General features: G+C 43.6%; 33 protein-coding genes. 10 read left to right on the top strand and 23 right to left on the bottom strand.

From position 1 onward, the window contains the following. Positions 1-244: 244 nt before the first annotated feature. Positions 245-1,099 carry a nucleotidyltransferase-like protein gene (locus tag D4N35_RS08895; protein WP_164876327.1) on the bottom strand — a complete coding sequence of 285 codons (855 nt, stop codon included), beginning with the start codon at positions 1,097-1,099 and terminating at the stop codon, positions 245-247. 151 nt (positions 1,100-1,250) lie between these two features. Between D4N35_RS08895 and D4N35_RS08890 the strand changes: the two genes are divergently transcribed. Beyond that, on the top strand, positions 1,251-1,598 hold the full coding sequence (locus D4N35_RS08890) for a YgzB family protein (protein ID WP_120072620.1): 348 nt from the start codon (positions 1,251-1,253) through the stop codon (positions 1,596-1,598). A gap of 397 nt (positions 1,599-1,995) precedes the next feature. Here the strand turns inward: D4N35_RS08890 and perR are convergent, their stop codons facing one another. The 4 genes from perR to D4N35_RS08870 all read right to left on the bottom strand — a co-directional run bounded on the left by perR (position 1,996) and on the right by D4N35_RS08870 (position 4,314). After that, positions 1,996-2,433: a peroxide-responsive transcriptional repressor PerR gene (perR, locus tag D4N35_RS08885; protein WP_120072602.1), complete on the bottom strand. Its 438-nt coding sequence runs from the start codon at positions 2,431-2,433 to the stop codon at positions 1,996-1,998. A gap of 96 nt (positions 2,434-2,529) precedes the next feature. Continuing rightward, positions 2,530-3,078 carry a cob(I)yrinic acid a,c-diamide adenosyltransferase gene (locus D4N35_RS08880; RefSeq protein ID WP_120072599.1) on the bottom strand — a complete coding sequence of 183 codons (549 nt, stop codon included), beginning with the start codon at positions 3,076-3,078 and terminating at the stop codon, positions 2,530-2,532. Between the two features lie 266 nt (positions 3,079-3,344). After that, positions 3,345-3,818: a thioredoxin-dependent thiol peroxidase gene (gene bcp / locus D4N35_RS08875; RefSeq protein ID WP_120072597.1), complete on the bottom strand. Its 474-nt coding sequence runs from the start codon at positions 3,816-3,818 to the stop codon at positions 3,345-3,347. Between the two features lie 76 nt (positions 3,819-3,894). Beyond that, entirely contained in the window at positions 3,895-4,314 is a 420-nt protein-coding gene (locus D4N35_RS08870; protein WP_120072595.1) for an ion channel, read from the bottom strand. 168 nt (positions 4,315-4,482) lie between these two features. Between D4N35_RS08870 and D4N35_RS08865 the strand changes: the two genes are divergently transcribed. After that, positions 4,483-5,556: an FUSC family protein gene (locus D4N35_RS08865; protein WP_120072593.1), complete on the top strand. Its 1,074-nt coding sequence runs from the start codon at positions 4,483-4,485 to the stop codon at positions 5,554-5,556. Positions 5,557-5,668: 112 nt separating this feature from the next. On the opposite strand, the gene D4N35_RS08860 is transcribed toward D4N35_RS08865, so the two are convergent. The 5 genes from D4N35_RS08860 to mutY form a co-directional block, all read right to left on the bottom strand. Further along, a complete protein-coding gene (locus D4N35_RS08860) occupies positions 5,669-7,414 on the bottom strand; it encodes an ABC transporter ATP-binding protein (RefSeq protein WP_120072591.1) in 1,746 nt (581 codons plus the stop codon). Between the two features lie 59 nt (positions 7,415-7,473). After that, positions 7,474-8,004 carry a nucleoside tri-diphosphate phosphatase gene (gene ntdP, locus D4N35_RS08855; RefSeq protein ID WP_120072589.1) on the bottom strand — a complete coding sequence of 177 codons (531 nt, stop codon included), beginning with the start codon at positions 8,002-8,004 and terminating at the stop codon, positions 7,474-7,476. Between the two features lie 233 nt (positions 8,005-8,237). Next, positions 8,238-8,429 (bottom strand): gamma-type small acid-soluble spore protein, encoded by a 192-nt coding sequence (locus D4N35_RS08850; RefSeq protein WP_120072587.1) that lies wholly within the window; start codon positions 8,427-8,429, stop codon positions 8,238-8,240. Positions 8,430-8,514: 85 nt separating this feature from the next. Next, a complete protein-coding gene (gene fabL / locus D4N35_RS08845) occupies positions 8,515-9,264 on the bottom strand; it encodes an enoyl-[acyl-carrier-protein] reductase FabL (RefSeq protein WP_120072585.1) in 750 nt (249 codons plus the stop codon). Positions 9,265-9,325: 61 nt separating this feature from the next. Beyond that, positions 9,326-10,396, bottom strand: a complete 1,071-nt coding sequence (gene mutY, locus D4N35_RS08840; RefSeq protein WP_120072618.1) for an A/G-specific adenine glycosylase — start codon at positions 10,394-10,396, stop codon at positions 9,326-9,328. 180 nt (positions 10,397-10,576) lie between these two features. On the opposite strand from mutY, the gene D4N35_RS08835 reads away from it, so the two are divergent. Continuing rightward, complete coding sequence (locus D4N35_RS08835) at positions 10,577-11,557, top strand: metal-dependent hydrolase (protein ID WP_120072582.1); 981 nt, start codon at positions 10,577-10,579, stop codon at positions 11,555-11,557. Between the two features lie 88 nt (positions 11,558-11,645). Here D4N35_RS08835 and D4N35_RS08830 read toward each other — a convergent pair whose 3' ends face one another. Then, positions 11,646-11,915 carry a YfhJ family protein gene (locus tag D4N35_RS08830; protein ID WP_120072580.1) on the bottom strand — a complete coding sequence of 90 codons (270 nt, stop codon included), beginning with the start codon at positions 11,913-11,915 and terminating at the stop codon, positions 11,646-11,648. Between the two features lie 92 nt (positions 11,916-12,007). On the opposite strand from D4N35_RS08830, the gene D4N35_RS08825 reads away from it, so the two are divergent. Together D4N35_RS08825 and D4N35_RS08820 are read left to right on the top strand one after the other, a co-directional pair. After that, positions 12,008-12,178 carry a small, acid-soluble spore protein K gene (locus D4N35_RS08825; protein ID WP_120072578.1) on the top strand — a complete coding sequence of 57 codons (171 nt, stop codon included), beginning with the start codon at positions 12,008-12,010 and terminating at the stop codon, positions 12,176-12,178. A 43-nt stretch (positions 12,179-12,221) separates the two neighbouring features. Next, positions 12,222-12,359 (top strand): YpzG family protein, encoded by a 138-nt coding sequence (locus D4N35_RS08820; protein ID WP_120072616.1) that lies wholly within the window; start codon positions 12,222-12,224, stop codon positions 12,357-12,359. A gap of 57 nt (positions 12,360-12,416) precedes the next feature. On the opposite strand, the gene D4N35_RS08815 is transcribed toward D4N35_RS08820, so the two are convergent. Then, positions 12,417-12,731, bottom strand: coding sequence for a YfhH family protein (locus D4N35_RS08815; protein ID WP_120072576.1), 315 nt, complete (start codon positions 12,729-12,731; stop codon positions 12,417-12,419). A 19-nt stretch (positions 12,732-12,750) separates the two neighbouring features. Then, positions 12,751-13,551 carry a recombination regulator RecX gene (gene recX, locus D4N35_RS08810; RefSeq protein WP_120072573.1) on the bottom strand — a complete coding sequence of 267 codons (801 nt, stop codon included), beginning with the start codon at positions 13,549-13,551 and terminating at the stop codon, positions 12,751-12,753. A 120-nt stretch (positions 13,552-13,671) separates the two neighbouring features. Between recX and D4N35_RS08805 the strand changes: the two genes are divergently transcribed. Both D4N35_RS08805 and D4N35_RS08800 read left to right on the top strand, forming a co-directional pair. Further along, positions 13,672-13,794, top strand: coding sequence for a YfhE family protein (locus tag D4N35_RS08805; RefSeq protein ID WP_120072571.1), 123 nt, complete (start codon positions 13,672-13,674; stop codon positions 13,792-13,794). Between the two features lie 86 nt (positions 13,795-13,880). Continuing rightward, the gene (locus D4N35_RS08800; protein WP_120072569.1) at positions 13,881-14,060 is read left to right on the top strand and encodes a YfhD family protein; all 180 of its coding nucleotides are present in this window, start codon (positions 13,881-13,883) and stop codon (positions 14,058-14,060) included. 39 nt (positions 14,061-14,099) lie between these two features. Here the strand turns inward: D4N35_RS08800 and D4N35_RS08795 are convergent, their stop codons facing one another. From D4N35_RS08795 to D4N35_RS08765, 7 genes are all read right to left on the bottom strand, one after another. Beyond that, entirely contained in the window at positions 14,100-14,963 is an 864-nt protein-coding gene (locus D4N35_RS08795; protein ID WP_120072567.1) for a DNA-3-methyladenine glycosylase family protein, read from the bottom strand. A 282-nt stretch (positions 14,964-15,245) separates the two neighbouring features. Next, positions 15,246-15,497 carry a DUF2188 domain-containing protein gene (locus tag D4N35_RS08790; RefSeq protein WP_120072565.1) on the bottom strand — a complete coding sequence of 84 codons (252 nt, stop codon included), beginning with the start codon at positions 15,495-15,497 and terminating at the stop codon, positions 15,246-15,248. Between the two features lie 84 nt (positions 15,498-15,581). Then, positions 15,582-16,379: a delta-lactam-biosynthetic de-N-acetylase gene (gene pdaA / locus D4N35_RS08785; RefSeq protein WP_120072563.1), complete on the bottom strand. Its 798-nt coding sequence runs from the start codon at positions 16,377-16,379 to the stop codon at positions 15,582-15,584. Between the two features lie 296 nt (positions 16,380-16,675). Beyond that, positions 16,676-17,479 (bottom strand): YfkD famly protein, encoded by an 804-nt coding sequence (locus D4N35_RS08780; RefSeq protein ID WP_120072560.1) that lies wholly within the window; start codon positions 17,477-17,479, stop codon positions 16,676-16,678. 82 nt (positions 17,480-17,561) lie between these two features. Further along, a complete protein-coding gene (gene cax, locus D4N35_RS08775; protein WP_120072558.1) occupies positions 17,562-18,635 on the bottom strand; it encodes a calcium/proton exchanger in 1,074 nt (357 codons plus the stop codon). A gap of 28 nt (positions 18,636-18,663) precedes the next feature. Then, positions 18,664-19,050 carry an OsmC family protein gene (locus D4N35_RS08770; RefSeq protein ID WP_120072556.1) on the bottom strand — a complete coding sequence of 129 codons (387 nt, stop codon included), beginning with the start codon at positions 19,048-19,050 and terminating at the stop codon, positions 18,664-18,666. 91 nt (positions 19,051-19,141) lie between these two features. Next, a complete protein-coding gene (locus D4N35_RS08765) occupies positions 19,142-19,996 on the bottom strand; it encodes a YihY/virulence factor BrkB family protein (protein ID WP_235870342.1) in 855 nt (284 codons plus the stop codon). Positions 19,997-20,310: 314 nt separating this feature from the next. Here D4N35_RS08765 and D4N35_RS08760 point away from each other — a divergent pair, with 314 nt between their 5' ends. Then, entirely contained in the window at positions 20,311-20,535 is a 225-nt protein-coding gene (locus D4N35_RS08760) for a DUF1128 domain-containing protein (RefSeq protein WP_120072554.1), read from the top strand. A gap of 125 nt (positions 20,536-20,660) precedes the next feature. Continuing rightward, the gene (locus tag D4N35_RS08755) at positions 20,661-21,833 is read left to right on the top strand and encodes a pyridoxal phosphate-dependent aminotransferase (RefSeq protein ID WP_120072552.1); all 1,173 of its coding nucleotides are present in this window, start codon (positions 20,661-20,663) and stop codon (positions 21,831-21,833) included. Positions 21,834-21,948: 115 nt separating this feature from the next. Here the strand turns inward: D4N35_RS08755 and motB are convergent, their stop codons facing one another. From motB to D4N35_RS08740, 3 genes are all read right to left on the bottom strand, one after another. Continuing rightward, complete coding sequence (gene motB / locus D4N35_RS08750) at positions 21,949-22,716, bottom strand: flagellar motor protein MotB (RefSeq protein ID WP_120072550.1); 768 nt, start codon at positions 22,714-22,716, stop codon at positions 21,949-21,951. Continuing rightward, complete coding sequence (gene motA / locus D4N35_RS08745) at positions 22,703-23,503, bottom strand: flagellar motor stator protein MotA (RefSeq protein WP_120072548.1); 801 nt, start codon at positions 23,501-23,503, stop codon at positions 22,703-22,705. Before motA ends, motB begins: the two co-directional genes overlap by 14 nt. 186 nt (positions 23,504-23,689) lie before the next feature. After that, positions 23,690-24,067 (bottom strand): DnaJ family domain-containing protein, encoded by a 378-nt coding sequence (locus tag D4N35_RS08740; protein WP_120072546.1) that lies wholly within the window; start codon positions 24,065-24,067, stop codon positions 23,690-23,692. A gap of 290 nt (positions 24,068-24,357) precedes the next feature. Between D4N35_RS08740 and D4N35_RS08735 the strand changes: the two genes are divergently transcribed. Further along, positions 24,358-25,311, top strand: a complete 954-nt coding sequence (locus D4N35_RS08735) for a metal ABC transporter substrate-binding protein (RefSeq protein ID WP_120072544.1) — start codon at positions 24,358-24,360, stop codon at positions 25,309-25,311. Positions 25,312-25,346: the final 35 nt, after the last annotated feature.

Below are 25,346 nucleotides of genomic sequence, written 5' to 3'. Positions count from 1 at the left end.
AGTTTGTTTAGCTCAAAAAGCTGGCAATGGTTCATAACCATTGTTACATCAAAATGATTGACGTTTCGTTTCGTTCAGTTTTCAAAGATCAAACTTGCTTTTTAACCGCCGCTCTCTTGAGCGACCTTTTTATATTAACACATCTGAACATCTTATGTCAATATATTTTTTGTGTTTTTTAACTGCCGCTTACGAACTTGCTTAACAGCGACGTCTACTAATATAGCAAACAAAACAATTTCTGTCAACAAGTTTTTTTCACTCGATAATAACGCTCGTATATACCTGTGAATGTTGATTCCACTTGAATTGGAACTATTAATTCCTTTTCTATTAAATATTCCAGGAACGTCCCTAAACTGGATCCATAGATTTTAATTTTGGGATGCTGCGCGATCATTTCATAGCTCCAAATTCCGCCTTCGTTCAGAATTTCCAAAATGTGTTCGGAACCTTTTGTTGTTTTCGAGTAAATGAAAAAGCTGCTTGCCAAAATTAGAAGTTCCAATCTTTTTTCAATCGGCTCTTCACTTTTAATGAGTTCCTCGAAAAGCTTTAAAATTTCCGGCTCTTCGTTTTTAATTTGATTCCATAGAGCCGTGCCTGCTTGAATCCCTTTTTCAATGAGGGCGAACCTTGCAAGATGGTGCAATGCACTCACAAGAAAATCATAAGCATCCGGAAAGTGTCCATCCTCAAACAGATTTTTTCCAATTGTATATGATTGTATCAATTCGGCAAACTCCAAGCCCAATTTCATTTGACAATCATAAATGGGTGTTTCTTTTTTTATGCTTTCTATATAACGGTCACGTTCGAACAGCACTTCACTTCCATATAAGAAATGGGGTGAAATTGTGCCGGAGAGCATTTTTTTGCGAAAAAGTCTTTCATCCACAATAAACAGGCCAACCCGGATACCATGTACATCAAAATACCTGGACTGCTCAGGATTTTTCTGGTCTGTCGCTACCGCATAGATTATTACATCAAACAAATCCTCAGCCGTCAATTCTTTTGTATGGTTAACCATCAATACAGCAACCGTAGTTGGCCGGGAAGCGCAGTGATTAACTAATGGCCGAATAAGATCTTCCATTTTCATTCCCCCAATAAAAGCTGAAATGACTGATACTGTCTCTTTTTTATTCGACAGGAACAATTGTTTTTCCTTCTTCTCCAATTTGTTGGTTTCCGGGACACGCTTTCTTGCAGCTTTGTGGTATAGTTTATTTTTGGGAGGGCTTTGAATGGCAAAAAAATATTCAAGCAAAATTAATAAGATACGCACATTTGCGTTAAGTCTTGTATTTATCGGATTCATTATCATGTATGTAGGTATTTTCTTTCAAAAGCATCCGATTGTGATGACATTGTTTATGATATTGGGCTTGCTCGCCATCATCGGGAGCACCGTTGTTTATTTTTGGATCGGCATGCTTTCTACAAAGGCACTGCAAGTCGAGTGCCCGAACTGCGGGAAGCCTACCAAGATACTCGGCCGGGTGGATATGTGCATGCACTGCCGTGAACCTCTGACTGTAGATCCGGAGCTTGAGGGAAAAGAATTTGATGAAAGTTATAATCGGAAGAAATAAGAAAAGCGGAAGCGCCCGTTTAGCGACGTACAAACTGGAGCACTCCGCAATGAGATAAAGGATAAGGAAGTGCGAGAGTGCCTGCTTATCGGCGCAAAGCTAGACTACGCTTGCGAAGGCGTAGTTTGCCTTCAGCAGCGATTGGCTTAATCCTTGCGCCGATGGCACTCGCAGCCGGACAACACGGCGACGAAGGCAGGCTCAAGCAGCGACGTCCTGTCGCTTCACCTGCACTAGCACATCCTGTGCGTCGGAGCCGATGTTGACTTATTGCGAAGTTTGCTAGTCGCTGGGCGCTGGAGCTAGACAAAGAACAATAATTTTATACGAATATCTTTGAAAAAATATGCTTTCTTTCCTTATAAATAAAAAATCGCCTTTATTTCAGGCGATTTTTTTAATGAGTTTTTTTCTGGCTGCACTCAGGGCAGACACCGTAAATTTCCATACGGTGATGTCCAACGGAGAATCCTGTCATGTGGGCCGCCAGTTGCTCGACCTCGTCGAGTCCTGGATAGTGAAAGTCAACGATTTTTCCGCACTCTTCGCAAATAATATGGTAATGATCGGAGGTTACAAAATCAAAACGGCTTGATGCATCTCCATATGTCAGTTCTTTTACCAGACCGACTTCACGGAAAACACGCAGATTGTTGTAAACTGTCGCAACACTCATGTTTGGAAATTTGCTTTCAAGAGATTTGTAAATATCATCAGCAGTCGGATGTGACATTGACTGGATTAAATATTCTAAAATCGCATGACGTTGAGGTGTAATCCGGACTCCTGTTTTTTTCAACGTATTAATCGCTTCTTTTAGTTGTTCGTCAAACATCGCCATGCACCTCTTTTCTCATAAAGAATTCATTATCATTTTATAATCCTTATAAATAGTGTACTAGTAGAAAAGGCTTTTTGTCAATGGCTTCTCCTAGTTTTCATGCAAAGTATGCTCCGATGCCCCAAGCTTTGTATTTACGTACCGGGCGGCCACAAAGAGCAGATCCGACAATCGATTTAAATAAGAAAGGACAAGGGGATTTACATTCCCTACCGCTACAGCGCATCTTTCAGCTCTTCTAACAACGGTCCTTGCCGCGTGAAAAGCAGCCCCTGCCGGATGCCCTCCCGGTAAAATAAAGTTTTTTAAAGGCGGAAGCACCTGATCCCAGCGGTCAATGATCTTTTCAAGATCCTGTATATCCCCTTCCGTAAGCTTCCATTTCACCTCTTTGCCTTCGGGAGTTGCCAACTCGGCCCCGACATGAAACAGTACGGTTTGGATACGATGAAATGCTTTCCTCACCTCTATTATTTCCGCTTCCTGCTCGTTTAGTAAAAAACTAAGTGCCTGGCCGATTGTTGAATTGGCTTCATCGCACGTTCCATAAGCCTCCACACGCAAATCATTTTTGGGAATCCGGGTGCCGTACACCAAAGAAGTCATTCCCTTGTCACCCGTCTTTGTATAAATTTTCATTGCATATCCTCCATCCCATTGTATTATTAACATTTTAACAGCTTTATGTATTTTATGTATAAGCAGGAACCTCAATAATAATCCTTTCACAAAAAGAGGACCGCTTTCGCAGTCCGAAAATTATTTATGTTAACTGAGGAGGTATGCCCTGTACTTTAAGCTATGTATTTTAATGCATTTGGAATGGACAATAGCCGGAATCAATCAAAAAATGGGCAAAAAAAAAAAAACGATCCGCACATGGACCGCTTTTTCCGAAAAAATCTTCATGAAAGATTTTCTTTTATGTATTCCAATGCTTCTTCCGCATGACCTTTCGCGGTTACTTTTCTCCACTCTTTGGCCAAAGTCCCCTCTTTGTCGATGATAAAAGTCGAACGCTCAATCCCCATATATTCTTTGCCGAAGTTTTTCTTCAATTTCCATACCCCATAAAGTTCGGCAACTTGATGGTCTGTGTCAGCCAACAGCAAAAACGGCAAGCCGTGTTTTTTGATGAACTTATCATGACTTTCAAGTGGATCAGGGCTGACTCCCAAAATCACTGCATCCAAGCCGGAAAAATCTTCATGCATGTCCCTGAAATCACATGCCTGTACCGTACAGCCGGGCGTCATATCCTTAGGGTAGAAATAAAGAAGGACATTCTTTTTACCGCGATAATCGGATAACGCCACTTCTTCCCCGTTGCTTGCGGGCAGCCTGAAATCAGGTGCCATTTCTTTTTCTTTGACTGTCATGAAATCCTCCTCCTTCAAATATCATCTTATATTAGCGTACATAACTTCAGGATGAAATTCAAATTTTGCCATCGTCTTATTTTCTTGAGGAGGGATCAAAATCAATAAAGGTACGCACAACAAAAGCAGCAGGAATGGTGTAGCCGAGCAATGCTTCAATAATAGCGAGAAGCCGTCCGATTCCAACAGGGGCAACGTCGCCAAAACCGACAGAAAAAAGAGTGACGGCACTCAGGTAAATGGAAGTACCGAATTTCGCCAAAAAATCAGAACTTGCATACGCATTCATCTCGACATCATTAAATACATACAAGCCTCTCATATCCAGCAGCAGATAAAGAATTCCGAATCCGATCATGATCACCGCATATGTAATGCCCAAAAAAACAAAGTTTTCAAATGACACTTCTTTATATTTAAAGCGGGCGGGAAAAAACAACAGCCTTAAGGCCATGGTAATGCAAATCAACACTCCCAAAAACAGAACATGCCACATTCGCCGACACCGCCCTTTTCACTTGTCCCTCTTTCAATATACGTGAATTTTCTTACTTCTATTCAGGCAAATCTCAGCCGTGTTTTTGAATTGCGCTAAACCACCCGGCATAATACAATGAAGGTTAGTGTTTTACATCACTCAAGGTATAGAAAGGAATTATATAGTATGAAGCTTGGTGCCCGAATGCTAAAAACGGGAATCGCTATTACGTTAGCACTTTATATTGCAGAGCTTCTCAACATGCCTTCACCGATTTTTACAGGCATTGCTGCTATCTTTGCCATCCAGCCGACGATATATCGCTCCTACCTGTCCGTCGTTGAGCAGGTACAGGGAAACATCATCGGCGCTCTATTGGCCATCACGTTTTACCTGCTGTTCGGCAGCCATTTATTGATTGTCGGATTGGCGGCAATTGTTGCGATTGTCATCATGGTGAAGCTGAAACTGGAAAACTCCATCAGGCTGGCGCTTGTCACCATCATTGTCATCATGGAGGCACCTGCCGAACAGTTTTTGTACTTTGCATCTCTGCGTACATTCTCAATATTCATCGGTATTCTTTCAGCTTTTGTTGTCAATCTTATTTTTCTGCCGCCAAAGTATGAAACAAAGCTGTTCCAAAGCATTTCTGATGTCACCGAAGATATATTAAAATGGATCCGGCTGACAACCAGATTTGCCTCCGAAGACCAGCTGTTAAAGAAAGATATCGGCAGCATCAAAAAAAGGCTCACCCAAGTGAACCAGCTCTATTCCATGTATGAAGAAGAGCGGCGCTATTTTAAAAAGTCGGGCCTTGCAAAGATCCGCAAGCTTGTCATTTACCGGCAGATGATCCAGGTGACCCAAAAAAGCTTTGACATTTTGAAGCTTCAGCAAAAGTATGAAAACATTTTGTATAAGCTTCCGGAGCACTTGCAGGCTGCAACACGGGAAAGACTCGATTACCTGCTCGGTTATCACGAACAGCTTCTTTTAAAATATTTGGGAAAGGTGCGGCAGGAAGCCGAACTGGATGAGGCCTTTTACGGCGAAACCGACAGGGACCAGCTGCGCGATTCGTTTATCAGTGAAATTCGAAAAAGCGACCCGGAAGATGTCTTCCAGCCCTATCATTTAATGCGCATCCTGTCCGGCATCATTGAGTATGAAGAGCAACTGGAGCAGCTTGATAAATTGATCAGGTCCTACCAGACATACCATGAAGATGAAAGCCGTGTAGATATTGGAAAATGAAAAACAGCCGCGGGTTTGAAATCCGCGGCTGTTTTTTCTTGTCAAAATTGGCACACCTATTAGTTGGGTTTCCATTTTGATAGGTCACTGGCGGGACGAACTGCCGGTGACCCTAATTTAACTGCTGAACCTGGAACAGGTCATAATAATGTCCTTTTTTCTCCATTAATTCCTGATGTGTCCCGACTTCGACAATTTCTCCGTGTTCAATGAGCACAATCCTGTCGGCATGTGTAATGGTCGATAACCTGTGGGCAATGACGAATGTCGTCCGATTTTTTGCCAGTTCGTCCAACGCTTCCTGTATGAGGTGCTCACTTTCCAAATCAAGTGCCGATGTGGCTTCATCCAAAATCAGGATGGGCGGATTTTTCAAAAAGACCCTTGCAATCGCAACCCGCTGTTTTTGGCCGCCGGACAGCTTGACTCCCCTTTCGCCGACGGTTGTTTCATAGCCTTTCGGCAATTCCATAATGAAATCATGGGCGTTTGCCGCTTTTGCAGCGCGGATCACCTCTTCCTCGGTGCTGTCCGGTTTTCCGAGCAGAATGTTCTCTTTGACCGAATCACTGAATAAAATATTATCCTGCAGTACCATGCCGATTTTATCCCTGAGACTTCTGACCTTGAATTTCCGGATATCCGTACCGTCCAGCAGAACTGCTCCTTCGGATACGTCATAAAATCTTGGAATCAAGCTTACAAGGGATGACTTTCCTCCTCCGCTCATTCCGACCAACGCGATTGTTTCCCCTTCTTTTACATTCAGGTTGATGTTTTTTAAAACCGGCTTTTCATCTGTATCATAGGCAAATGTCACATGATCGAATTGAATATTTCCGTTCACTTCTTTTACTTCAACAGCATCCGGTGCGTCATCGATGTCATATTTTTCATCGGCCAGCTCGAATACCCGGTCCATTGAAGCAATGGATTGTGTAAGGGTTGTGGATGAATTGACAAGCCGGCGGAGCGGGTTATAAAGGCGCTCTACATATCCCATGAAAGCAACCATCGTCCCCAGCGTCAAATTCCCATGAATAACCTGGTAGCCCGCATAGGCAATGACGATGAGCGGCGCTATGTCCGTAATCGTGTTGACAACAGCAAACGCCTTTGCTGTCCAATTCGTATGCTTGATGGCCTTTTGCAAAAAATTCGAGTTGTTCTTGTCAAACTGTGTTTGCTCATGGTCCTCAATAGCAAAGCTTTTGATCACCGACATCCCCTGAACGCGCTCGTGCAGATAGCTTTGGACTTCCGCAAGCGCCTGCGACCTCTCACGCGTGAGCCTTCGCAAATTCCCGAAAAAATATTTGACTGAAATCATATAAAGCGGAAATACCGCCAGCGATACAAAAGTAAGCGGAATATCCATCGTCAGCATAATTCCAATGGCAATGACTACCGTTGCTGCATCAAGCCATAAATTCATCAGGCCCGTGATGACAAAATCCTTCGTTGACTCGACATCGTTAATGACCCTTGATATGACTTCCCCTGCACGGGTATTCGAATAGAACTTGAAGCTCAGCTTTTGAATATGTGTAAAAAGCCGGTCACGGATATCGTATAAAATTTTACTTGCCGTCCACTGGGCAAAATATTGCCTATAATATTCAATAGGCGGACGAATGACAGCAAAAATGACAAGCATTATGATCATAGTGACAAATAATTTACGGGTTTTTTCATCAGCGCTCATATTACTGACGGAAATAATATCATCTATGACATATTTCATCAAAAAAGGAATAAGCAGCGGAATGGCGAATTTGATAATTCCGATCAGCAATGTCCCTATAATTCTCCAGCGGTATGGCTTTACAAACGCCAAATATCTTTTAATAATCCCCATGCTGCTCCTCCTCTATAACGCAAAAAATAAAACCTGTTGAGCCTGCCAACAGGAATATCTCAGTTAAGATATGTAAGATAACGGTCGTACCAAATATCAATAAATTCCGGAGAAAAAGGGCCTTTGCGCTGCCTGATCCACCGGACAAGCTTGTCAACATTTTTCTTCAAAATATGATCGATAACATCCGGATACCCCATCAGTTTGCGATTGTACTCATATTCATCTTCATCAAGAAGCGAAAACGTCATGTCCGGGAAAACCTTGACATCAAGGTCATAATCTATATACTTTAGCGCCCCCTTATCATAAACATAGGGAGAACCAAGATTGCAATAATAATAAATGCCGTTATCCCTGATCATGGCGATGATATTGAACCAGAGATCCGAATGAAAATAACAGATGGCAGGCTCTCTCGTAATCCACGTTCTCCCGTCCGATTCCGTCACCGGCGTCCGGTCATTTCCCCCGATGACCAAATGGTTCGTGGCCTTCAGTACTTTTGTTTCTGCCCATATCCGGTGGATACTTCCGTTATGTTTATAGCTCTGTATTTGGATATTAGATCCTTCCGTGGGTATGTCCATCATCTCCCCTACTTTCTAAAAAAGCGAAAAGCGCCCCCCATTACTTTAAAAGAGGGCTACAGGCCTTTTGTAGGCCGGGCTGGCTGCTAATTTCAATTTTTTTCGTCTAAATGGATCGATACTTTTTATTATAACGGTTTCGGGACTTTTTTAAAACCGAAGCACATTTCAGACATGGCAAAAACGGGAGGCCGCTCTCCTCGGAAAGCGGCCTCCCGTTTTTATATGTTTTGTTACTGTTGACCGAAGTTTCCGGCGTTTTGCCCTTTGCGAGCTTCGGCTTGCTGGTTTTTCTGTCTTACGTTCTGTGCGTCAGTTTCACTAGCAAATTCGGTACCGAATTGGCCTTGTGCACCTGCTGATTGTGCGTTTTGCTGTCTTACCTTTTGTACGTTTGTTTCAGATTGGTTTGGTTTTTTAGCCACAGTTCTCACCTCCACATACCTTAGAGTATCCAGAGATGAAAGTTGTTATCCAACCTTTTGGGAATTATATTTTTCCTGTCCGTAACTACACTAAAATAGAGCGGCCGCCATCCACGATAATGGTCTGCCCCCTGATCATGGAAGCATCGTCCGATATCAAAAACATAATGGTTTTGACAATATCGGCAATTTCAACCATACGGCCTGCCGGAGTGTTTTTGCGCGCATCTTCCAACAGTTCTTCACGGTTCGGAAAGTGCTTCAATGCATCGGTATCGATGGCACCGCCGGAAACAGCGTTCACCACGATGTTTTTCGGGGCGAGTTCCACTGCCAAGTACCTTGTCAATGCCTCGACTGCCGCCTTGGACACACCAACCGTTGTATAGTTTTCCAAATAACGGATGGATCCCAGCGAACTTAAGCTGACAATTTTTCCGCCGCCGTTTTTTTCCATCAGCTTGGCCGCCTCTTGTGCACAGAAGAGCAGCGCTTTGCTGTTGATGTTCATTGTCCAGTCCCAATGGGATTCTTCAAGCTCCATCGCAGGGCGCAATACGCCGGATGCCGCATTATTGATCAAAACATCGAGCCTTCCGAATTCCTCTTCTATTTGCCGGAACATCGATTTGATTTTTTCGACATCACCGACGTTTGCTCTTACAAGAAATGCTTTCCTCCCGAGCTTTTCAATTTCTTCCACCGTCTCAAGGGCCGCTTTTTTGCTCCTTGCATAGTTGACGACGATATCATATCCTTTTTCGGCCAGAGCCAGTGCGGCTGCTTTTCCGACCCCGCGGCTGCTGCCCGTTACAAGTGCTGTTTTGCTGCTCATATGTATCCACCTTTCGATTTGACTTTAAACTATTTTACATGGGAATTTGTCCGGTGCAAAGCTACCGGGCCCGTTCCTTATATGCCCGCCATATTTTTTGATGGGAAACCGGGAATGCAAATTCCTCCAATTCCTCTTCCGTCACAAATCTCAGGCTTTCATGTCCCTTAATATTTCCGCTCATAACCCTGCCTTCATAAGCATCAATTTTCCAGGTCAAATGCGTAAAGACATGCTGTACTTCTGTAAAAGCCGCATGTTCAATGACGGCGTCAATTGAATATTCTGTGGCTAAAAAGTCCTGCAATATTTCCCATTTATCAAGTAGAGGAACAACCTTCAAATTCGGAAATTCCCATAAATTGGCCAATAATCCTTTCTCAGGCCGCTTATTGATTAAAATTTTCCCTTCTTTATTTTTCAATACAACAGCAAGAAGATCTTCATGCTTTGTATTTTTCTTGCGCGTTTTGACGGGCAATTGATCCTGAACACCTTTCGAAAAAGCCTGGCAATGCTCCCTGACGGGACATAACAGGCAGGCGGGAGATGTCGGGGTGCAAATCAGTGCTCCCAGTTCCATTAAAGCCTGATTAAAATAAGATGGATTTTCGTGATACATCAATCCCTTTGCGGCAATTTCAAAAGTTTTTCTTGAGGCCGGCCTTGCAATATCGTCTGTGATCAGCAATATGCGTGACAGAACCCTCATGACATTTCCGTCAACAGCAGGAATCGGCTTTCCATAGGCGATGCTGAGTACGGCGCCGGCCGTATATGGGCCTACACCTTTCAGCTTTGAAATCTCCTCTTTTTTATCAGGCACCTTGCCTCCATAATCAGCCACCACTTCCTTGACGGCTGTGTGCAGATTTCGCACCCTTGAATAGTAGCCGAGGCCCTCCCAAATTTTTAATATAGACTCTTCATCAGCGTTTGCAAATGCTTCGATGGTTGGAAATTTTTCCAAAAAGCGGTTATAATATGGTATAACAGTATCAACTCTAGTTTGCTGCAACATGACTTCAGACACCCATACTTTATATGGATCATTGTTTTTTCTCCACGGAAGGTCGCGCTGTTCCTCTTGAAACCACTGGACCAGATCGGTTTGAAATGCTTCTTTATCCATCCGGTCAATCTTATCTTGTATCTTTTGTTTTGTGCTGCTTTCTTTCACAGGTTATTCATCCTTTTTAACGGGAATAATGATCATGAGATTATTCACATTTAATTCATTGCAATTCACGTATATTTAAAATAATATACAGAGAAAGAAGGCAAGAAATCCCTTCACAGAGGAGGATCCAGATTGGACACAGCTACTCACGTAGTGATGGGATTTGCAATTGGCGGGCTGGCCACACTTGACCCAGTTGTGGCGGAAACTACTGTTAATTCTCAGAGTGTGCTCGTTGCTGCAATCATCGGCTCGCAAATTCCTGACATTGATACTTTTTTAAAGCTTAGAAATAACGCGGTATATATACGGAATCATAGGGGAATTACCCATTCGCTTCCAGCGGTTTTGTTTTGGTCAATTCTTGTCGCGTTTTTTGTAAATCTGATATTTCCGGGCTCAAACTTGGCCCATCTTTGGATCTGGTCGCTAGTTGCTGTTTCATTGCACGTTTTCGTAGATATTTTTAACGCATACGGAACCCAAGCGCTTCGCCCGCTCTCTTCAAAGTGGGTAGCTCTTGGAATGATTAACACTTTTGACCCTTATATATTCGGCATCCATGTGGTAGGGATTGTCATTTGGCTGCTGGGGGGCGACCCAGGCTACACCTTTCTTGTCATGTATGTGGTCATTGCATTTTATTACATCCTTCGGTATGTCATGCAGCAGATGGTGCGGTCTGCGGTGCTTAAAACGCTGCCTGATGCAGACCGGATCATCGTCGCTTCCACAATGTACTTTAATCAGTGGCGGATTGCCGTTACAACGAAGGACCATTATTACGTGGGAAGAGCTTATAGAAGATCCCTTACCATCTTTGATAAGTTCAAACGCATTCCTGTACCTGATACAGAAATTTTCCGTGCTGCCAAGAAAGATAAGAATGTTTCGGCCTTTTTATCCTTCTCTCCGATCTACCGCTGGGAAGTCAAAAGACATGAAGACTTTACTGAAGTCCGTTTTATCGATCTCAGATACCGCAGCAACGGACATTACCCGTTTGTTGCCATCGTCAAACTGACCGATGATTTGGAGATCATCACTTCATATACAGGCTGGGTTTACAGCGAAGAAAAATTAAGAAAAAAACTGCGAGTCGCGACTGACTGATAGAAAAGCGAAGCGCTCGTTTAGCGACGTACAGAGATAAAGGATATCACAGTGTTGAAAAAGCCCCAAACTTTTTCAACACTGTTTTTTAATGGAGTATATCTTCCTCATCGTTCAGCATATGGGCATATTTTGGGTTCAGCGCGGCAAACTCATGCAATTTGTCCCCATATTGAATCACCCAGGTTCTGACGACTTTTTCGGCGACAGCTTTCCCCTGATATTTCCTCCCTGCCTTGGCATACGTCGTTTCGAAATCCTCCCACAACAGTTCCACCCAAGTCCTCGCTCTTCCATAAGATAAGTTTGGATTCTTTTCCATTAACAGACTGGTTAACCTTTCATAATAATCATTCATGAAACTCGCTCCTTTTTCCAGTCGTATTTTTCATGCCGCAAGTCAAAATAACAGTATGCGGTATCTTTCCGCATACAAGGAGGCGATGACCATTGCGCAACAAAGCAAAGGATTTCCCATATGGCAACAATCACAGGTTTGAAGGAGAACCTCGTGCAAAACCCGAATTTGCTTCAAAGCGTGCCGACGGAACAACGAACACAGATCCGCAGGGAAGAATGAGAGCATCCGGAGCAAGGGAAGACGAGCGTATTCAATCATGATGACAGAGGAGGCTGCACCTTGCAGAAAGACCGAAATTCTCATATGAACCGCGAACTGACACCGTTTAACAGGGGTTGGTACCGTCCAAAACATGGTGGATCCCAGGTAAACGGACAAACGCAGCAGACCCAGGAGCAAATCATATTAGAAATAGATGCCGTCAAACGGTACAAACGGTGATTTTTCAATTTGACATAAAAATAATGAGCACAGCGGCAATAGATCGCTGTGCTGGTTTTATTTTAACATTGAAATCGGCAGCGCCTCTTCTTTTCCCGATCCGCCCAAACGGTATCCCCAGGCAAAAACGCCATTCATGTAATCAATTTTAAAATAAGCTCCGGGGTCCCCTTCAATTGCGTATATTTCTCCCGGTTTAAAATCATCTGGATTTAAAAGATAGGCCTTGGCCATGACAGCTTTTCTTTCGCAAACGGCAAATTCATTCACCATGCCCATTTGCTCGGCTTTGCGGGCTTTTTCCGTCATTAGGGAAATTTCTTTTTTCAGTTCTTCTTCGCTCATTTGGCTGTATCTTTTTTCATTTTCCATTTTAGCACCCCATCCTTGTTCATCCTTCTTCTGCGTCTTCATCCATAAACCGGTTGATCAGCTCGATCGTGAATCCTTTGCGAAAAAGGGCCTGCTGCATCCGCCGCCTGTATTCGTAACCTGTATATTTTTTGTATCGCCGTTTCATTTTTTCCGCTTCTGCTTTCAGGGTTTCCCATTCAAGACTTTCGTCTTTTTCATAATTGATTCCATCCATCGCCGCCAGGATGATTTCAGGCGGGAAGCCCTTAGTTGACAATGTATATTCCAATTTTTGCTTAAGCATTCGTTCTGAGAGCTTTTTATTTTGGGCGGCATACTTATTGCCCAAACGGATTGCATCTGCAACCTGCTTTTCTTTATTATATTCAGCCAATGCTTCATTTATCTTTATTTCGGGAACCCCTTTATTTGCGAGCTCCCGTCTCAGCACAAGCGGCCCTTTTTTCCCCGAATTGGCATATGTCCGCACATAGGCTTTGGCAAATTCCAGGTCATCAATGTATTTTTGTATAGTCAGTTCCTGTAAAACAACATCAATGATTGAATCAGGCCATTCTTTTTTTTGCAGGTGAGCCCTGATTTCAAGAGCCGAGCGCATGCGGTAGGATAAAAATTGTATGGCTGAATGATACGCCTTTCGAATCTCATCTTCATGCTGGACCCGTGTTAAATCCTGCTCCGACAATTCCTTTCCCTTTGTAAGCTGATATTTGATCAGGATATCTTCATCTACAGCAAACGCATAAACGTGATCGAGAAAAATATTGTAACGGCTCTGATTTTTCTTTTGGACAGCTATTTTGGTGATAACGGGCATGTTTTTCACCCTCATCCATATCAATTCATTTCTATTTTATCATAAACAGGCGAACACGTGGCTGTATTAGAATGATGCCTTAAGGAAAAGCTGATGTTAATTCTTTAGGAGGTGTGCAGGTTGAAGAAAAAGCAGGAATACAGGTCGAAAAATAAGCTTTCAGCCACCCAGGAGGTACTGTACCAACGGGAGTTCAAGCGGGCGGACCAGGCGGGCGGTTATTCACAAAGGGGACGAAGATAACTTTTTTCATGAGTGAAAAAATGTGTTAGGCAAATAATATGGAAGCAGGCAATGCTGCAAATCCCAAGAAAAAGGAGTTTGAGTATATGGGACGCTCACAAAATCAGAAAACCCGCGATAAAAATAAGCAAAAGCTTCCGCAAGTGCCAAAGCAGTTAAAGAGTGACGGACGTGATATTGAGTTTTCAAGGGAACTTGCGGACAATGACGACCTAGAAGCATTGGCAAGGTCTGAGGCCGCAGACCAAAGAGCCAAACGGCGGTAGGAAGGTACATGTGTGCCTTCCTTTTTTTGAAACGCCGGCTTATTCAATACTTCTCCACAAATAGAAGGAGGCATAACTTAAATAGGGATGCCAATCTTTGCTGTAATTTTCCATTTCTTCGTATGTAGGCTTTCTGTCTAACTGATATAGCTTTTTGATCGCATTTTGCAGGCCAATATCAGCCATGGGAAACAGATTCTTTCTTCCCAGGCCAAACAATAAGAAGCTCTGCGCCGTCCATGGGCCAATCCCCCTAATTTTTACCAGTTCCTTTACCACTTCTTCATCGGGCTTTTCCGCCAGTTCTGCAAGGTCCAACTCTCCACTGGCAATCATCTTCGAAAGATCGATGATATATTCTGCCTTCCGCTGGCTGAAGCGAAGATTCCTCAATTCACCGGCGTTCATTTTTGCTGCCGTTTCAGGCATTGGGAAAAAGGGGACGCCCTCGATTTCAAAGCCGAACGTTTTCACAAATTGTTCAGTGAGGGAAATGGCGAATGACATATTGACCTGCTGATGAATGATTGGTCTTATCAAAGCAGGATACAGCGAAAATTCCAGTACAATCGGCGTTCCAAAATGAATTTCGAATATATCATTCAATGCTGTTGTTGAAAAATGCCGATGAATTTCAACAAGCGGCAGATTCCATTGGAAAATGGAAGCAATTCTATCCATCACCTGCTGTTTTGTTTGAATATTGCTTCCCCTGATCATAAAAGCAGGCTGCTCTGTTGTACCGACTGCCTGAACATCGGCTACTTCCGGCTTCTCTTTATAAATCGGAACCCGGATCAGGCGTTTTTCCTTGTCGACGATATTCAACGGATCTCTTGCAAGCCTCTCCAAAGCCAAGTCAAAATGATAAGGACCATCTATGACAGCTTTTTCCTCCCACATATAACCATCCCCCTTATATTAAGAAAAGCGCAAGCGCCTTGCCCATCGACGTACAGACTGGAGTGCCTCCGACGAGATAAAGGAAACACGGCGAGGAACGAGCCGATGTTGACTTATCGTAGGAGGAGGTGCGAAGTCTGCTAGTCGATAGGCGCTGGAGCTAGACAACAAAAATCTTTGTTCAAAATTTTAAAGCTAAAACATCTTATGCTTTCTTACTCAGCAAAAAAGGCAGTTCCGCATTCAATCGATTGGAACTGCCTTCATTATAGAACAACATGGCTAATCTTCATAATTATGCTGGCTGTCGATTTTCCCGTCTTCGTCATGGATATAGGCCATGGTCCCTGCTTCTTTTGCGAGTCTTTTAGCCTCCTCTGCGGCTTCGGACTTGGAGCCGGTGGTACATTGCGGCTCGTCCACTCCCTCCTTCTTGACGGCCCAGTTCCCCTCATCATACGGTACCGCATGGAACCTTGCTTCATCTGTACCTGCACGCTCTTTGAAATATTCGTTCCTCTCTTCCTTTGACATTGTGTCTTCCTCCTCCTTTTCAATCATTTCTACACTTTACCCGGTCCTTTTACAAAAAAACATAAAAGCCCGGGAAGACCGGGCTTAGTGCGAAATGATCGGATTTTTGATTTTCTCCCTCATCATATAATCATCCAAGCTTTTGAACGTATATCCATCTTTCTTTAAGTCCTTGATGACTTTCTCCAGTGCATCAGCATTGTCTTTGGACACGGTGTGCAGCAGCATCACTGCTCCGGGATGAACTTGGGCCATGATGTTATCATAAGCATATTTCCATCCTTTCTGCTGATCTGTCTGCCAGTCTTTAAAGGCAAGTGACCAAAGAACATGGATGTAACCCTGTTCCCTTGCAACCTTTAAGGTTCTTTCGCTCAGAATGCCGCGGGGCGGACGCAAGTACTGCATCTCAGTCTGCCCTGTCAGGGCCGCTGTTTTTTCCTTTACCCTCTCCAATTCCTCCTGGATCTTTTCATCGCTGATCCCGGTCATGTCCGGGTGGCTCCATGAGTGATTTCCAATGATGTGGCCTTCTTGAACCATCCGCTTGGCCAGGTCAGGTGCACTTTCCAAATAATGGCCGGTCACAAAAAAAGTTGCGGGAACTCTTTCTTTTTTCAATACATCCAATACTTTTTCAGTATAACCATTTTCATATCCGTTATCGAAGGTTAAATACAAAACCTTGTCTCTTGGATTTCCTTTATAAAACGCATCATATTTTTCAAGAAGGCTGTCATAGGCCTCTCCGGCCTCCGCCTGCTTGCCTCCGCTCCCTTTCTTAAATCCCCAATGAATCGCGCTGTTAGATAGGGCCTCGGCAGCGTTCGCCTGAAAAAGAACGAGAAAAAATAAAGGCAATAATAACATCCATCGTCTCATTTATAATCCGCCTTTCACTCTTTTCCCTTAGATTTTTCCATTGCGGGATGATTCATCCGTGGTGGAGTTTTCCAAAAGAAAGACGAAAGGGGCTTTGTTTAGTTTTAATACTATGCCGAATGGGCGGGCCAAGCGAAAACTCGGCAGGCATTCCGTACCTATGCCTTCCGAACAAAAGAGATAAACGGAAACTTGGTAGCCATTCAATGCCTATGCCTTCCGAACGGACGGGCAAAACGAAACTTAGCCGTCACAGTCGCCAATCCAACCAAAAAGCCCAGGCATGCACCTGAACCTTATTGCTTCGCTTCAAAAGAGAAGCTTAAATGGTCCTGAATCGGTATCCAGGCACCGATTTCCTGGGAAGTTACATTTTTAACAATGATTCTGTGCTTCGAACCTTTCATCACCAGATAGACTTCTCCGAACGTAAGGCTGCCCTTTTCATGCACTGCCGGTGCGTAAGCATATAAATATCCCATTCTTGTCGGAGGTATATTGTAAACCTGGTGATGCTTCGTCCCTCCGCCGACAGCTGTTTCAAAAGACAGCGGCAGCTTCACTTTTTCAAATGCTTTTTGCTGCATCATTTTTTGAACGTCTTCGGCTTGGCCCACTTTGGCTGTAAGGCCGCCTTTGATGATTTTTTGGGCCTCTTGGACATAATGTATTTGATAATTCCCTGTTCCGCCGCGGTTGTCATAAAAATTTGTATTCACCTTTTGATATTGCCAATTCGGAGTTGTTTCTTGTGACTTATAATTCAAAGGCCATTCACCCAAGTAAATGGTTGCTCTGGCACCGAATGAAAAAGGTGACTTGGTCGCCGCCGATTCATTCAGCATCCGGATCAATTTCGGATTTTCTATTTTTATCTTGGATGACTCCAACAGCTCCTTGGTAAAATTGCTTGGCTGCAAGCGTGGCAGGTCAGGTGCTGGGTTTGTAAAAGTGTTCTCTTTGCTTATGTTTACAACAGAGGAAGGAACCTCCACACCTTTTTCTTTACTGCCTTCTTTTTTAGCTGCCATTACCGCTGAAGGCACCGATAAGAAAATCAACAGGGTGAACACCTTCAGGATGATGTGATGCCGTTTCATGTTGCATTTGCTCCTTTCGTGTAACCGGCAATAGAAAATGATTTTACGGTTATTTTTTCAAAAACCTGAAGGATTATCCCTGTTAAAGCAAATAAAATCCGATCCCCATGATAAAGTATGCCGCCAGCATCGTCAGCCCCTCAAACCAGTTGGATTCACCGTCATTAATGATAACAATGGAAAGCAAAACAGCCGTTGCCATCGAAACAAGCTCCGGCACCGTAAATACAAGCGGCATGTTTGTCGGAAAAAACAAGGAGGCAAGTACAAGGATTGGGGCTACAAACATGGCTACCTGAAGTGTAGACCCAATTGCAATTTCAACGGACACGTCCAACTTATTCTTATATGCCATGATGATGGCGGAAGCATGCTCCGCTGCATTGCCGACAATGGCTACGATAATGACCCCGATAAACAGCTCAGACCAGCCAAATTGTTCCCCAACCGCCGTAAAGGTGTGTACAAGCTTTTCGGACACATAGGCGACTGCCAGTGTAGCAAGGGCGAGTATAATAATCGCTTTCCACTTGGACCATTCGGGTTCTTCCTCCTCTTCTTCGTCAACATCTTCTACCCCATGATGTTTGGTTACAGGATACACCCCCCGGTGTGTCACCAGCTTAAAAAATAGAGCGGCCATGTAGAGGATGATCATGATAATGGAAATGCCAATGCTTAAAGCCATCGTTTTTTGATCATTCATGTTGGTCGTGAAGAGTTCAGGGATCAAAAAAGCGACAATCACCGCAAACATCAATAATCCGACGTTATGCCGAGCATCATAGATGCTGAATACCTGCCTTTTGTATTTCAAGCCCCCAATAAAAAAGGACAGCCCTGCTACCAGAAGCAGGTTCCCGATGACAGATCCTGTCAAGGAAGCGAGGACGACACCGATGAGGCCCGCCTTTAAGGCAAAAATGGAAATAATCAGCTCCACCGCATTGCCGAAAGTCGCATTCAGCAGTCCGCCGATCCGCGGTCCCGCCACAATTGACAGGCTTTCCGTCGCTCTCCCCATTACCCCTGCCAGTGCAATGATTGTTAAACAATAAACACCAAACATCGCCGCACTTGGCCAATGCAGCATGGATCCAATAACCGATGCCGGCAATCCCAAGGCAATCAAGATCAAAAATATCTTATTTATCATCCTCTCATTCTCCTCCTGACTAAGCCGCCTACACCTCGATGATCTCGAATGTTTCAGCCACTTCTATTGCGCCCTCAACAGATTGAACCATGGAACAATTCTTTTTGGTAAGCTCCATCGCTCTTTCGAGCTTCTCTTCCTTAAGCTGCGTCCCTGTTATTTTAAAATGCAGATGGACTTTTTCGACCCTGTTGGCCTTTCCTTTGTTCCTTTCGGCGTCAGCAGTAATTTGAATATCTTGCACATCTAACCGCATTTTCTCCAATATATTGCGCAGTATACCTCCGCTGCAGACTGCTAATGAGGAAACCAATAATTGATAGGGCCTGAACCCATAGTTTTCATCACCTGAGACATCAAGTCTCCCATATGGAAGCTCCACAAAGAAACCTCCTTCTTTCATTTTGAATTCCATCTCATTTCCCCTTTCAAAGCCTTTCGGCTAATTGTTTACATGAGAATTTTACCGAATTTTTCCTAATAATGGTTTCATCAAGGCCCGTTCATTACATTTTCCCTGCTTTTTTTGTAAAATAAGAATTGATCTCTCCCCCAACCATGATAATGATGGCCGAGAAATAAAACCACAGCATCATGACGATAATGGTTCCGATACTGCCGTACATCGCGGTGTAGTTTCCAAAATTGGACACGTAAAAGGAAAAACCGAGTGAAACAGCAATCCAGCCGACGCTGGCAAAAATAGAACCCGGCACGGCAGTTGCACACCGTATTTTAATACTTGGCGCCAAATAATAAACGACGAGAAAAACCAGGAATAAAATAACCGGTGTCAGCACCCATCGGATAACATTCCAAATTTTTAGGAATTGATCCGAAAGACCCAAATAGGAGAAAATGAACATTCCGAGCTGCTTGCCAAATACAGGCAAAAGCAGCGCAAGGATGAAAACGAAAATCAAGGCCACTGTCAATACAATGGATAAGCCTCTGCTTACTATGAAAGAGCGTTTTTCCTCCACTTCGTATGCCCTATTCAAAGACTTCATCAAGGCATTCATTCCTTTTGAAGCTGCCCAAAGAGTGGCTATAAAACCAACAGACAACAAGCCTCCGCTTCGATTATCCATAATTTCGGAAATGGTCCTTTCGATCATCGTATAGGTTTCCAGCGGTGCAAAATCTTTAAGCGTGTGAAATATATCCTGCTGGGTTAATGGAGTATAGGGGAGCAACGTGAACAGGAAGATCAGCATCGGAAAAAGGGACAAAAGAAAAAAATAGGACAGTTGGGCAGCAAAGCCCGTTACATCGTTATCACTGATTCTTCTTGCTATTTCTTTGCCGAAATCTATTATTTTATTTCTTTTTTTTCGGCGTTTTACCTTTTTCATTCCCAATTGGAACACCCCTTGTCGCTTCATACTTTCTGTTGGTTTATATAATTACCTTTCCCTATCTTAGCAAAACATTTTTCCAAATGAACTAATCAACTTGACAATCCTTCTATTTTTTTCAGAAGATTGGTATACGGAAATTATTATGAAACCAAAAAGAACACTGGGCAAGATTAAAGAGGAAAAAACTGAAGCGAGAAAAGAGACTGCGTAAAAATTTCTGCCTTCCCGGTATCGGGAAGGCTTTTAGTATTGACAACCCTTCGCATGCGTGAAATCATTGTATTCATAAATATAGCCCCGAGAGGATGAACCAAGTGGATCTTTCAAAAAACACACCCGAGAATATTGAGTATTTAATCGGGCAGATAACAGAGAAATTGCGCATGGTCAATGCCGCTGCCATGAAGCCGGAAAGCATCAACAATGAAATGTACGAAGAATTATTGGAAATCCATGAAATGGTGATGAAAAAAGACCATTTCAGCCCAAGCGAAATGCAAGCTTTGGCCGAAGAAATCGGAAGACTTAGAAAGGCCTGAGTTAAAAAGGATCGGATCATAGTGAGAGCCAAATTGGGGCTCTCTTTTTCTATCAGTCCTTTACATAGAGTGTATAAAGGGCTAACATTTAGATTAAAAGAATTCAAATAAAATAGGTGATGTCGTTGAAAACGTTTGAACAGTCCCGGCTGCTGAAAAGTCTGCCGAAACAATTTTTCGCGTCGCTCGTTGAAAAGGTGAACAGCGTGAGGGCTGAAGGCCATGATGTGATCAACCTGGGCCAGGGAAATCCCGACCAGCCGACACCGCAGCATATCGTTGAGCGCCTCAAGCTTGCAGCCGATCATCCTGAAAACCATCAATACCCTCCTTTTCGGGGGAAATCGGAGTTAAAACAGGCCGCTGCTGATTTTTATCTGAGAGAATACGGCGTCTCCCTCGATCCGGGAAAAGAGATTGCTATTTTATTCGGAGGAAAAGCAGGCCTTGTCGAGCTGCCCCAATGCCTTTTGGATCCGGGAGATACGATGCTTGTTCCCGATCCTGGCTATCCGGATTATTGGTCTGGTGCAGCTTTGGCAAAAGTACATATGGAAATGATGCCGCTGAAAGAAGAAAATGATTTCCTCCCTTCTTTTGATGACATACCGGAAGATACGGCAGGCAAAGCGAAAATGATGTTCCTGAATTATCCGAATAATCCTACAGGAGCTGTCGCCACCGAGGAATTTTTCCGGCAAACAGTTGAATATGCTTCCGCCCGTAACATTTGTGTCGTTCATGACTTCGCCTATGGCGGCATCGGATTTGATGGAAAGAAACCTGTCAGCTTCTTGCAGGCGGAAGGTGCGAAGGAAACAGGCGTCGAAATTTACACATTCTCCAAAACATATAATATGGCAGGATGGCGAGTTGCCTTTGCTGCAGGAAATGCGTCGGTGATCGAAGCCATCAATTTGATGCAGGACCATTTATACGTCAGTCTGTTCGGTGCTGTCCAAGACGCCGCTGCCGAAGCCCTGTTGGGTTCACAAAGGTGCGCAAAAGAAATCAGTGCCATGTATGAAAAAAGAAGAGATGTATTCATTTCAAGCCTTCGGGAAATCGGCTGGGATGTAAGATCGCCCAAAGGTTCTTTTTTTGCCTGGCTGAAGGTGCCGCAAAAATATACTTCTGAGGAATTCACCGGCCTGCTCCTGGAAAAAGCCCATGTTGCCGTAGCACCCGGAATCGGCTTTGGAGAGTATGGGGAAGGATACGTAAGGGTTGGACTGCTGACATCGGAAGAGCGCCTTCGCGAAGCCGCTTTGAGAATAAAGAAATTAGGCATTTTTTAATTTATTAAAGGATGGTCTCCCGTTTAGAACGGCCATCCTTTATTTTTTAATCATTCATTTCCCAAGAAATAAGTTTGCGTAAGAAAAGCACACAGCTAATATCCTGCTGCATGCTTCACTTCTCTTCATCCGGTATATAAGGCTCGATCAGTACTTCGACCCGCCTGTTGGCTTCCCGGCCTTTGGCTGTTTTATTATCCGCGATAGGCTGGAATTCTCCAAAACCTTTTGCACTGAATAAACGCGGATCCAATTTTTCATCTTCAAGCAGCACTTTCATGAAATTGACTGCTCTCATGACACTCAGTTCCCAGTTGGACTGAAATTCCGAGTTTTTGATTGGAACATTGTCAGTATGCCCGCTGATAATCACGCTTCTTGGCAGCTCCATTTCGAGCAATGCTGCAAGCTCCTTTGCGGTTTTCTTGTCGCTCTCCCTTACATCGGCGCTTCCGGATTTAAAAAGCACGCTGTCATTGATCGTGATCAGCAATCCTTCCGATGTCAATGAAGTGGAAAACTTGTCCTCATACTCTTTTTCCTGAATGTAATTATCAACCTTCTCTTTAAGCGCCTCAAGGATTTTCAAATCGGCTATCTCATCTGCGAATTGCTCCATCGGATCACTTTTAGGGTCATCCTCGGTTTCATCAATTTGCTCTTCGATTTCCAACGGTTTTTCAAACTCAACCGGTCCATCTCCTCCGACGAAAATCCCGCTGAACACTTTAGAGATCTGCTGAAATTTCTGCGCATCCACAGAACTAGCCGCAAACAGCACGATAAAAAGAGCAAGAAGCAGTGTCATTAAGTCCGCATAAGGGAGAAGCCAGGACTCCCCCAGCTCATCTTCATGCCGCTTTTTTCGTTTACGCTTGGACATTTGCCGCCACTTCACTTTCATCTTGCAATTCTTTTCTCTCTGTCTCCGGAAGATAAGAAGCCAGCTTCTGCTCTATCATTCTCGGAGCCTCTCCTTCAAGGATGGATAAAATTCCTTCTACCATCAACTCTTTCAATCTTACTTCCTCAATGGATTTCCGTTTTAATTTATTCGCAAATGGATGCCATAGCACATAGCCTGTAAAAATACCAAAAAGCGTTGCAACAAAAGCCGCAGAAATGGCTGCTCCAAGCTCGTCAGTATTATCCATGTTTCCCAAAGCGGCAATCAAGCCGATTACTGCTCCCAGTACTCCCAATGTAGGGGCATAAGTGCCTGCCTGGGTAAAAATTTGCGCTCCGGCAGCATGCCGTTCTTCCATTGCATCAATTTCGTCGCTGAGAACTTCCCGTATGTAGTCGGCACTCTGGCCGTCAATCGCCATTAAAAGGCCCTGCCTTAAAAAAGGTTCATCGACTTTTTCCATTTCTGCTTCAAGGGCAAGCAATCCTTCCCTTCTAGCCAGCTGCGCCATTTCAGAAAAAAGGATAATCAATTCCTTTGGTCTCGGCATCTTCGTTTCTTTGAAAATGATACCCAACAATTTCGGGATTTTTTTAATTTCGGATGATGGGAAGGCGATTGTGACACTGGCAGCGGTCCCCACGAAAATGACCAACATGGCTGCCGGATTCAGCAATGCCGTAATGTCAACACCTTTTAAAACCATCCCCACCCCAATGGCAATGACTCCGAGAACAACCCCGATCAATGATGTTTTATCCATTTGCTTCACCCTATACTTTAAAATGTCTTATCTATAATATCGGCTGAAGCAATAAAGTTTTAAGTGTCATTCATCATCCTTTTTCTATGTTTTTCCAGAGCCGATAAAATTTGATAAAAGTCTGAAAGTTGCCAGAGAGGAAAAACCTGCATTTGATGTGATACCCGGCGTACACTGTTATTGTTCTTAGTCAAAAAACCTTCTTTCAATTTTGTGCTCATATCGTTTAAAAATGGACGAATTCGTCTTGATTCCTTTTTTTGCAAGCATGCTGTTATACTTCAGTAACTTTTCGCTTAATTGTTTTCTTAGTTCCTCGGTTTCGAGTTCATCCTCGGAGTGGCGAATCAGATCCTCTATTGTCATCAATTCCTTTTTTGCCTCCATTTCGTCCGGAGAAAAGCCGGCATTTTGCAAGATCCGGTAGGCCATTTTTAAATCATCGGGAATCCCCTCCAACTTGTCTGGAGGAAGCGGCTTCCCCTTTCCGGAAAGGTTGTCAAATTCACCGTTCTCATAGGCTTTGCGGATTTTATCCTCGGAAATGTTATAAAACTTATCCACCTGATAGCACCTCCCGCTTTCATTATAGCATCAGGGGATTACCATTTATTCATGCCCTTTTCAAAAAAATAGATCAATAATTTCTCACTCTGTCGTACTTAATGGTGTGACCGGGCAAGCCGCCGTTATAGATGGCGGGTTTCCTCCAAAGGTCTCCCCCGTTAAAAAATTCCCCTTGCTCTCCAATTTTTTTTATATTATAATTCAAATCGTAATGATTACGATTTAAGTCGATAAACATTCATATCCTCACAATTGGATAATCATTTTAAAAGGAAAGGATTGAAGGGATGAGATCCAAATATCATTTTATCATCCTATTTTTCATTGCTGCTTTTATATTGGCCGGCTGCGGCAAAAATTCCGCCCAGGACGACGGTAAGAGTAAAGAGACTCTGACCGTTTACACTACTATCTTCCCTATTGAGGATTTTACAAGAAAGATCGGGGGGCCGCATGTGCAAGTCCAGAGTGTGTACCCTGCGGGAGCCGATGCCCATACGTATGAACCGACCATAAAAACCATGATGGCTATCGCCGAATCCGACTTATTGATTTATAACGGTGCAGGCCTTGAGTCTTTTATCGGAAAAATGGAGAGTTCGCTGAAGAACGAAAAAGTGGTGAAAGTTGAAGCATCCAAAGGGGTTCAGTTATTAAGCGGCGACGAGGAACATGAGCATGATGAAGAAGTACATGGCGGTGATGGACACCAGCATGATCAAGACCCTCATATTTGGATAGATCCTGAAAACGCCATGATTATGGCGGAAAATATAAAGAATGCACTCAGCGAAGAGATGCCTTCCGCCAAAGATGATTTTGAAAAAAATTATCAAGACTTAAGAGCGAACCTTCAACAGCTTGATGCCGATTTGCGTACGGTGATCGAATCGGCTGGCCGAAAGGAGATTTTGGTTTCCCATGCAGCCTACGGATATTGGGAACACCGATACGGATTGGAACAGATCAGCATCACGGGCATAAGCTCCGAAAACGAGCCATCCCAAAAACAGCTGCAAGCTATTATAGAAACAGCAAAAAAGCATCATATGAAATATATTATCCACGATCAAAACCCGGCTGCAAAAGTGGTGGATACAATCCAAAAGGAAACTGGGACAAAACCGCTCACTTTACACAACCTCGAATATATCACCGAGAAAGATAAGCAGAACAAAGAAGATTACTTCAGCATCATGGATAAAAATATTGAAACATTGAAAAAAGCATTGGCAAAATAAGAAAAGCGCAAGGCGCCCGTCTATCGGCGACAAGC

Source organism: Siminovitchia fortis (genome assembly GCF_003605365.2).
Taxonomy (GTDB): domain Bacteria; phylum Bacillota; class Bacilli; order Bacillales; family Bacillaceae_C; genus Siminovitchia; species Siminovitchia fortis.
This window is presented reverse-complemented; position numbering and strand designations above follow the sequence as displayed.

Bases quoted from the DNA above. Each gene is read 5' to 3' on its own strand.
- D4N35_RS08895 (WP_164876327.1), bottom strand. From the start codon at position 1,099: ATGGAAGATCTTATTCGGCCATTAGTTAATCACTGCGCTTCCCGGCCA.
- D4N35_RS08890 (WP_120072620.1), top strand. From the start codon at position 1,251: ATGGCAAAAAAATATTCAAGCAAAATTAATAAGATACGCACATTTGCG.
- perR (WP_120072602.1), bottom strand. From the start codon at position 2,433: ATGTTTGACGAACAACTAAAAGAAGCGATTAATACGTTGAAAAAAACA.
- D4N35_RS08880 (WP_120072599.1), bottom strand. From the start codon at position 3,078: ATGAAAATTTATACAAAGACGGGTGACAAGGGAATGACTTCTTTGGTG.
- bcp (WP_120072597.1), bottom strand. From the start codon at position 3,818: ATGACAGTCAAAGAAAAAGAAATGGCACCTGATTTCAGGCTGCCCGCA.
- D4N35_RS08870 (WP_120072595.1), bottom strand. From the start codon at position 4,314: ATGTGGCATGTTCTGTTTTTGGGAGTGTTGATTTGCATTACCATGGCC.
- D4N35_RS08865 (WP_120072593.1), top strand. From the start codon at position 4,483: ATGAAGCTTGGTGCCCGAATGCTAAAAACGGGAATCGCTATTACGTTA.
- D4N35_RS08860 (WP_120072591.1), bottom strand. From the start codon at position 7,414: ATGGGGATTATTAAAAGATATTTGGCGTTTGTAAAGCCATACCGCTGG.
- ntdP (WP_120072589.1), bottom strand. From the start codon at position 8,004: ATGGACATACCCACGGAAGGATCTAATATCCAAATACAGAGCTATAAA.
- fabL (WP_120072585.1), bottom strand. From the start codon at position 9,264: ATGAGCAGCAAAACAGCACTTGTAACGGGCAGCAGCCGCGGGGTCGGA.
- mutY (WP_120072618.1), bottom strand. From the start codon at position 10,396: ATGGATAAAGAAGCATTTCAAACCGATCTGGTCCAGTGGTTTCAAGAG.
- D4N35_RS08830 (WP_120072580.1), bottom strand. From the start codon at position 11,915: ATGAATGATTATTATGAAAGGTTAACCAGTCTGTTAATGGAAAAGAAT.
- D4N35_RS08820 (WP_120072616.1), top strand. From the start codon at position 12,222: ATGAACCGCGAACTGACACCGTTTAACAGGGGTTGGTACCGTCCAAAA.
- D4N35_RS08815 (WP_120072576.1), bottom strand. From the start codon at position 12,731: ATGGAAAATGAAAAAAGATACAGCCAAATGAGCGAAGAAGAACTGAAA.
- recX (WP_120072573.1), bottom strand. From the start codon at position 13,551: ATGCCCGTTATCACCAAAATAGCTGTCCAAAAGAAAAATCAGAGCCGT.
- D4N35_RS08800 (WP_120072569.1), top strand. From the start codon at position 13,881: ATGGGACGCTCACAAAATCAGAAAACCCGCGATAAAAATAAGCAAAAG.
- D4N35_RS08795 (WP_120072567.1), bottom strand. From the start codon at position 14,963: ATGTGGGAGGAAAAAGCTGTCATAGATGGTCCTTATCATTTTGACTTG.
- D4N35_RS08790 (WP_120072565.1), bottom strand. From the start codon at position 15,497: ATGTCAAAGGAAGAGAGGAACGAATATTTCAAAGAGCGTGCAGGTACA.
- pdaA (WP_120072563.1), bottom strand. From the start codon at position 16,379: ATGAGACGATGGATGTTATTATTGCCTTTATTTTTTCTCGTTCTTTTT.
- D4N35_RS08780 (WP_120072560.1), bottom strand. From the start codon at position 17,479: ATGAAACGGCATCACATCATCCTGAAGGTGTTCACCCTGTTGATTTTC.
- cax (WP_120072558.1), bottom strand. From the start codon at position 18,635: ATGATAAATAAGATATTTTTGATCTTGATTGCCTTGGGATTGCCGGCA.
- D4N35_RS08770 (WP_120072556.1), bottom strand. From the start codon at position 19,050: ATGGAATTCAAAATGAAAGAAGGAGGTTTCTTTGTGGAGCTTCCATAT.
- motB (WP_120072550.1), bottom strand. From the start codon at position 22,716: ATGTCCAAGCGTAAACGAAAAAAGCGGCATGAAGATGAGCTGGGGGAG.
- motA (WP_120072548.1), bottom strand. From the start codon at position 23,503: ATGGATAAAACATCATTGATCGGGGTTGTTCTCGGAGTCATTGCCATT.
- D4N35_RS08735 (WP_120072544.1), top strand. From the start codon at position 24,358: ATGAGATCCAAATATCATTTTATCATCCTATTTTTCATTGCTGCTTTT.